The 7,080-nt window shown below is 36.7% G+C and carries 2 protein-coding genes; both read right to left on the bottom strand.

Annotation, left to right across the window (positions count from 1 at the left end):
* Positions 1–43: 43 nt before the first annotated feature.
* The gene (locus Megvenef_RS06480) at positions 44–646 is read right to left on the bottom strand and encodes a reverse transcriptase domain-containing protein (protein ID WP_322777163.1); all 603 of its coding nucleotides are present in this window, start codon (positions 644–646) and stop codon (positions 44–46) included.
* 165 nt (positions 647–811) lie between these two features.
* Positions 812–6,826 carry an AAA family ATPase gene (locus Megvenef_RS06475; protein WP_322777162.1) on the bottom strand — a complete coding sequence of 2,005 codons (6,015 nt, stop codon included), beginning with the start codon at positions 6,824–6,826 and terminating at the stop codon, positions 812–814.
* Positions 6,827–7,080 lie beyond the last annotated feature (254 nt).

Here is a 7,080-nt window from a genome sequence, read left to right as displayed (position 1 = left end):
ATCTCTTATATAGTTGCATACAAGTTTAAACTTTATGTTGGCTTCATAACTTCCTCCTTTGTATTCGTGGCACACAGTCATCACAGTACCTTATTAGATCAATGTGTTCTTTTGCTTGTGATTTAATTTCTTTCTTAAACCATAAGTCTAGTACATAATGAAGATAGATATTTGCAAGCAATGGACTAATCACTCCTCCTTGAGGAGTTCCTACATCCGTTGCTAACTGTTTTCCATCCTCAACTACTCCAGCTTTTAAGAATCTCCTTACTAACCATAATAAATTACGATCAACAATTTTCTCCTCTAAGCATCGTTGTAGCCAATAGTGATTAACATTATCTATAATGGTACTCAACCAAGCACCCCATTGCTGACCGCTTCCCCGTGTACATAGCTTTCCTATGCTCTGAGTACTATCAGTCAGTCCGACTTCTTCTATATCGTTTGTCAGTTCTCGCCTATTTTGACTTGTCCCAACATACTCTTCCGAGAACATAGAAGATCTCCCAAGTTTACGTAAACTCCATCTCATACCATGCCGCGGACTTAGACCCCGATAGAGTGAGTGATGACTTACCATTGCGTCATCCTTCATGCTGCCTTCCGTACAATGTAACACGTCGGCCTCTATAATCTCGAACATTTCGGAGCTCAACACCTTCACTTACGTTGCGGCCTAATATGTCGCTTCTATTGGCTTCACTACATTCGTCACCTCCTGCAATGCAATAGTCGCTTCTATGCTGTTGGTTAGACTTTACATAGATCGGATTCTCACCGACTGAATTTTACGCACTTTCCTTGGCGCTCACATTGACATTCCACCCATAGAATGTTCGTGTTCTTTTTTAAATTCAAGTTTATTCATTATTTCTTGCAGACGAGGGATAGACTTTTTATATACCGCTATATCTGCGTAAGCATGAGCAGGATTGGCAATTTCATGATTCAAGTACTTCATAGGACAATCAAATATTGTGTCTCCCATCTTTAAACGCTCATGTTTAATCAAACGGTTAATGTTTGTATTGACGAAGCTGCCGTGATGCTCTACGGCTGATTTAGTTAGTTCTTTTATAGTAGCATGCGTATCTTCACTATTTTTAAGTTGTTGCAGTAAATCTTGTTCAGGGATAATTTTATGCTTCGTTATATGTGTCATTACATTATATAGCTCTTGCATTACATTATCTTGTTGTCCGCTATGAGCTTTTTCAATCGAATTTAATAGGCTTTGAGAATGCTCTTCGGGATATTTTATAGTATTATGTAACGAGGCTAAAAATTCTTGTTGCTCGTTCGTTATTTGTAATACCTCCGGCAGAGTTCTAGCTTGTGCCTTTTGACGACTAAAGCTATTTAAGTTTGTTTGCACTAGGCGGTTTTCAAGTTCTCTGTCTAGATTTACGTAAGCAGACTTTAAACCGCTTGCGTTCTTTAATTCTTCAACGATTGTAGAGCTATCTTTAAGCCCCGCCTCTATACTATCGTCCACGGTTTTTCGTAAAACCGATACTATATTATCTTGCTGCCCTATACGTGCCTCGGCAACTTTATTTAACAAGGTTTTAGAATGTTGATCCGGATATTTGATAGTATCGTTTAATTCGGCGAGATACCTTTGCTCCTCGGTAAATAAAGTCATTAACTCTTCGGGTAATTTAGCTTCAAGCTTGGCTATCGTAAATTTATTTAGAGTTGATTTTATGTTATGAGCTTCAAGCCCTTGATCTAGATGTATATAAGTGTTTTTAACATCCGTTGTTTTTTGCAGCTCATCAACGATTACACCCAAATCCTTAAAACTTGTTTCTATAACAACATTTACGGCTTTTTGAAGAAGCGGGATTATATTACCGTCTTTGACCGCATAGGCTTTGTTAATAGAGTCTAACAAGCTAAGTGAATGAATATCCTTATATTGCAAATTACCTTTTAATTCAGCTAAGAAGCTTTGCTCTTTGGATAATACGCTAATTATTTCTTCCGGTAATTTAGCCTCAAGCTTTTCTTGAGCGAAGTTACTTAAATTTGTTTGTACATGATGTATCTCAAGTGCTTTCTCTAAGGCTATATAAGTGCTTTTAAAATCGCCTGAGTTCTTTAATTCACTTACAATTTCATCCGAAGTTTTAATTCCGCTCGTTAAAGCACACCGTATCGATATATCCAACTTCTTTACTACCTGATCGGATTTTTGAGCATAAGCTAGATCGATTAATTCCCGTATATCTTTTTGTTCATCGGGATATTTTATATTTTCATGTAAGCCTGACATAAAATCTTGCTCTTTTTTTATAATCGCAATCATTTCTTGTGGAGAATTAGAGGCAAGTTTAGATACCTTAAATGATTCTAAATTTGTTCTAATATAATGGTTTTCAAGCCTTTTATCTAAAGTAGTATGAATATCTTCGATATTGATTGTGGATTTTAACGTTCTCATGATTTCTAAATCCGTCATAGAGCCTTCTTTTTGAGCTTCTACGATAATTTTTTTGGTATCTTGTAAGAGCGTAGGTTGTTCTTGCATTATTTTAGCGGCTTCACATACTTTATAGTCTTTAAATGCATAATGTATCATTGCATGCTTATGATTTTCCTTAAGGCTAACGAATAATTGCTGCTCCTTAGCTACGACGTCAAATAATTTATTAGGATTAGTCGCTTGTTCTTTCTCTTTATTAAATAGGTTACGATGATTAGTTATATAGCTATGTAAGGCATCGTTACATAGTTCGTTTAAATAATTTAAATGCCCGCCCTTGGGCTTATTACTAAGTTCCCCTATTAATTGTTTAGGATTAAACTCACCGCCGAAAGTTCTAATATCCTCTATTACTTCAATATGGTTGTGATATGATCTTTCAGCATACATTACTCCACCTTTAGTGCCGGATAACTCGTCAACTCCTCTTGCCACACTATATTTAAAGCTATTCAGTAACTTATCTTCGTTGATATTATACTTACTGACATAAGCGAGGTCTTTTTGGGCTTCCGAGCTTAATTTATCTAACTCCTTAGGGTTAGCAAAAAACTCATTCAAAGTCTTTGCTTTTAGACTACTAATTACAGGATTAAAAATATCTTTAATATCTGATGCACCGCGTACCTTATCTTTTTGTAATATATCATTAAAATCACCGATCTCACTTGGGCTAACGATTCTAACTGTCGCTCCTCGCATCCGTAAAACATTACTAGCTTCAGCGGTAATTCTAGAAGTAATAGAGGCTTCGCCGTCATTATCTGCAGCTATTATTACTCTTTCATTTTCTTTAGGTATGTAATTCTTGATATTACTTATACCGAGCGCACATATTATTTTGGCATCAATACCAATACCCGCTTGCTTGATCGACAAAGCAGTCTCTAAACCTTCGGCTATTATCGTTATATTATCGTGCCGACTTTGTTGATTAGAATTGCTAATTTCTACAAAAGAACCGGCAATTTTGCCGAATGATTTTCTAGGACTACTAACGGTTGCTTTATTGTTTGTTCTTCTATCAAGTAATAATTGCTGACCTCCGGTGATATTACCGCTATCGTCTCTAGCAAAAGCAATAATCGTGGGTAATTTTTTACCTAAATCTTTATCGAAGATATCCGCCGTTTTAATATCCGAAGCTAAATCGCAAGTAATACCCCTAGCGTTCGCAAGATACTTGTAAGCCGTACTATTATGCTCGATTACTTTTGCCCTACTATATAGATTCTCGGCTTTTTTAACCTTGGCATCTTCAATTGAGCTTGAAGAGGTTGCTTGTTTGTAATGATCTACGTACCTATCTTTTGATTCATGATCATAAACTAACTTTAATACGCTAGACCCGCTAATACCGACAATCCCGCGCAAATAATTAGCAGCTTCTTTAAAATCGCAATTTTGTTTTTCTTGCACTAAATCAAATAAGTCACCACCCTTGCCTTCTTTGAAATCATACCAAGTACCTCTTTTCTCACCGGTGATTTTAACTATGAAGCTTCCGCCGCTGCCGAAGCGTAAATTAGTACCGTTAGATAAATGCTTATTGGGTTCGCCGAGTAAATCTCTGGCTATTCTTTCTGCACTTATGTTTACTTCTTGACGTAATTTTATATCTTCTTGTTCGTAATTTATTTTTTGAGTACGCGCTTTATTTTGTAAGTATTCTCTACTAGCATAAAATCTCTCTTTCGGAGTCGATCTTTGTTTTTTGCCTTCCGTAATATTGCTCTTAAGTTGCAAGTTTTGCTCTAAAACGCTACTATTAACGTTTGAGGCATCGCCCGAGGACTTAAATGCAATATTATTTTGGACTTTTGACGTATTATGTAACCCCGTGCTTTGCTTAATATTATAACCTCCTACTACAGCTCTTTCCTCTAATTCAAGTACGTTCTCATTAATATGATCTTGATTTATATTAAGGGTATTTGATCGATATTCATGAACTAAATCTAAAATTTCTTCAACCTCCGCTTTACTAACCTCAGACTTTTCAAAAACGTAATAACCTGCGTCTATTTTGTTTTTATCGACAAAGCTCGTTATTTGTTCTTTAAACTTCGAACTAACTTTGCCGTAAGTTTTAGCTAGTAATCCTTTGTTTTCTAGAGTCTTTTTAGCTTCTAGGTCTTCGCGAGTCAAATAGTTAATACTACTCCCCGCTTCAGGGTTAAAGCCCAGTTGTCCTATCAAATGATCGTCGGTTTTTGTCGCAAGCTTGTTTGTGTATAGATGAATATCTTTGATATGACGGCTCATGGCAACGTAAGAATTTCTATTGGTAGAGAATCCGTCATGTAATACATATACGTCTCTAATTGAGCTACCTTGGGCTTTATAAACGGTAGAAGCATAACCGTGCTTAAACCCGCTAAACTCACTCGGGTTAAATTCTACCTCACGCCCCTGATCGAGTTTTACTACAAACTTTGTAGAGCTTACCGCTTCCAAGTTACCGAAATCACCGTTACTTAAATTAAGTTCTTTATTACTCTGATTAAAGACGATACGGTCATTTTTCATAAAGAAGAAATCCTTAGCGTCTTTGGTAATTGATATTTCCGTCCCGCTTAAAATATTTTTTGCCTTTAGCAACTCTCTTGCCCCTGCATTTAAGGTGTCAACATCGGTATTTTTAACGGCTATAATTAACCTGTGCCGAACGCCCTCACTACTATCGTTCCAATTATTAAGCAGCTGCTCCGCCGAATCTATTGTGGTAGTTGCGCTATATAAACGGTTGTTAGATTTTAGTATATTTATCCCGCCTCTTATATCGCCGTTCGAGAAGCTAAGAGCAACATCCTTACCCCATTCAAGTTCTTGTCGCTTAATGTCGTTCATCTCGCAACTACCGAATTCATCGGCAAATACCTCAAACATCCCTCCGCGAGAGACGGACGACAACTGTCTCTCGTCTCCGGCTAAAATAACGTTACAGCTTCTGCTAGCGGCTACTCTTAGTAATTCGCAGTAGTCGTCGTTACCGACCATACCCGCTTCATCTATAACAATTAGGCTGCCTTTAGGAAGATCGGCTCTATTATTGTGTAATTTGAATAAAAATCCTTTGATCGTATCGCAAGTTTTATATCCGACTTGTTCAAGCTCCTGTTTTGCTTTATGAGTAGGAGCAAGCCCGATTACGTTTACTCTAGAGTAGCTAGCGATTGACAATAATTTGCCTAGCACGTGACTTTTACCCGTACCCGCACGTCCTCTGAGGATTCTCAAGCCCCCGCTTGCTAGTAATAAATGAGATAACGCACCAGATTGCTGAGTATTCAAAGATCGGTCTTCGCTTATTATTTTACTAATCGTACTAAGCTCCGTACCGGTACTATTTAGTATTAAATTCTTTTGATTTGCTATATATCCGCCGAGTCGCACTAGCTTTAATTCTTCATCTCTAACCTCAGTAATAGTATAAAAACCGCTTTCTCCGCCGCCTTTGTGATATAGAGGCATTATTTGATCTGAATTTAGAGCTTCAAGAACTAGGCTAGCGGCTTTTTCATGATTAGGAATACATTTCACTGCTCTTTCCAGATCTTTTTCAGTAAAAATACTTGCATGTTTAGTAACTCTAGCAATAACATCCGCTCCGGTTTTTAACAATTCTATGTTAGCAAATTTACGTTCCTCATTGCGAATTACCGCCTCATTCAAGACGCTACGCATACGTATAGGACCGATATGTTCTTGAGTGATTTCTCCATTTAAATCTACACGATTCGACATGCCGTACTCTTTGAATTTATCATTCTGCACATCTCTCCAGAAAATATTATTATCTATTTCAGGGGTTTTTTGTACTTTGCCGTATTTTACTTCAGGCTGTAAATCAGTTGCTTTTCTATCGCTAAATTCCTTTCCGTTCTCTGCAAATCTACGTGTAGTAACTAATAAATGTGCATGCCAATTAATATCATCACCGTGCGGCTTATGGATATCCACTTGCACGCCGAGACCTTCTTTTATCCACCCTTTTCTATTAATAAATTCATGAACCATTTCTAACTTTAATTCTAGAGAAACGTTAGTTTCTTTAGGTAAAGCAAGTAACCATTCTACATAAAGCTGACTATCTTTGCGTTTTTCTATTTTCTCTACTTCATTTGCCAGTACTGCTGCATTTTTAAATTTCTTATCTACATAATCGGGCAACATAATATCATGATAAACATTATCGCTACGTCTCTGCCAGTTATAAACAACACCTGTTTTTAAATCTTTTATTTTATCTCTAGCATTATATGCACTCTTACAACAGGCGTTAGCTCCTGAACTCCTACTTACATATTCCGGATGTGCAAATGCTATTGCCATTATTAATAACTAAAATAAATAATTAAAATTTAGTATATTTTATTTTGAGTCGGCGTAAAAAGCAAGTGTTATTCATAACACATGTTGCGTATAACAAAACTGCAAGCAGTGTTTGCCATAACTTTAAGCTCAGCTCAGGAAAAAAGATTTGTAATATTAGGCAGCATCGTTAAGTATAAATAAATAGGTATGGTAGGCAACGAGGAAATATATTACATTGTTATAGTAGTTAAAGAGAGTTGATAGTATTAAGT

The organism is Candidatus Megaera venefica (assembly GCF_034554655.1).
Lineage (GTDB): Bacteria > Pseudomonadota > Alphaproteobacteria > Rickettsiales > Rickettsiaceae > Megaera_A > Megaera_A venefica.
The sequence above is the reverse complement of the archived record's forward strand: the minus strand, read 5'-3'. Positions and strand labels throughout refer to the sequence as shown.

What these genes read in the sequence shown, in the direction of transcription:
- Megvenef_RS06475 (WP_322777162.1), bottom strand. Translation starts at nt 6,826, where the DNA reads ATGGCAATAGCATTTGCACATCCGGAATATGTAAGTAGGAGTTCAGGA.
- Megvenef_RS06480 (WP_322777163.1), bottom strand. Translation starts at nt 646, where the DNA reads ATGTTCGAGATTATAGAGGCCGACGTGTTACATTGTACGGAAGGCAGC.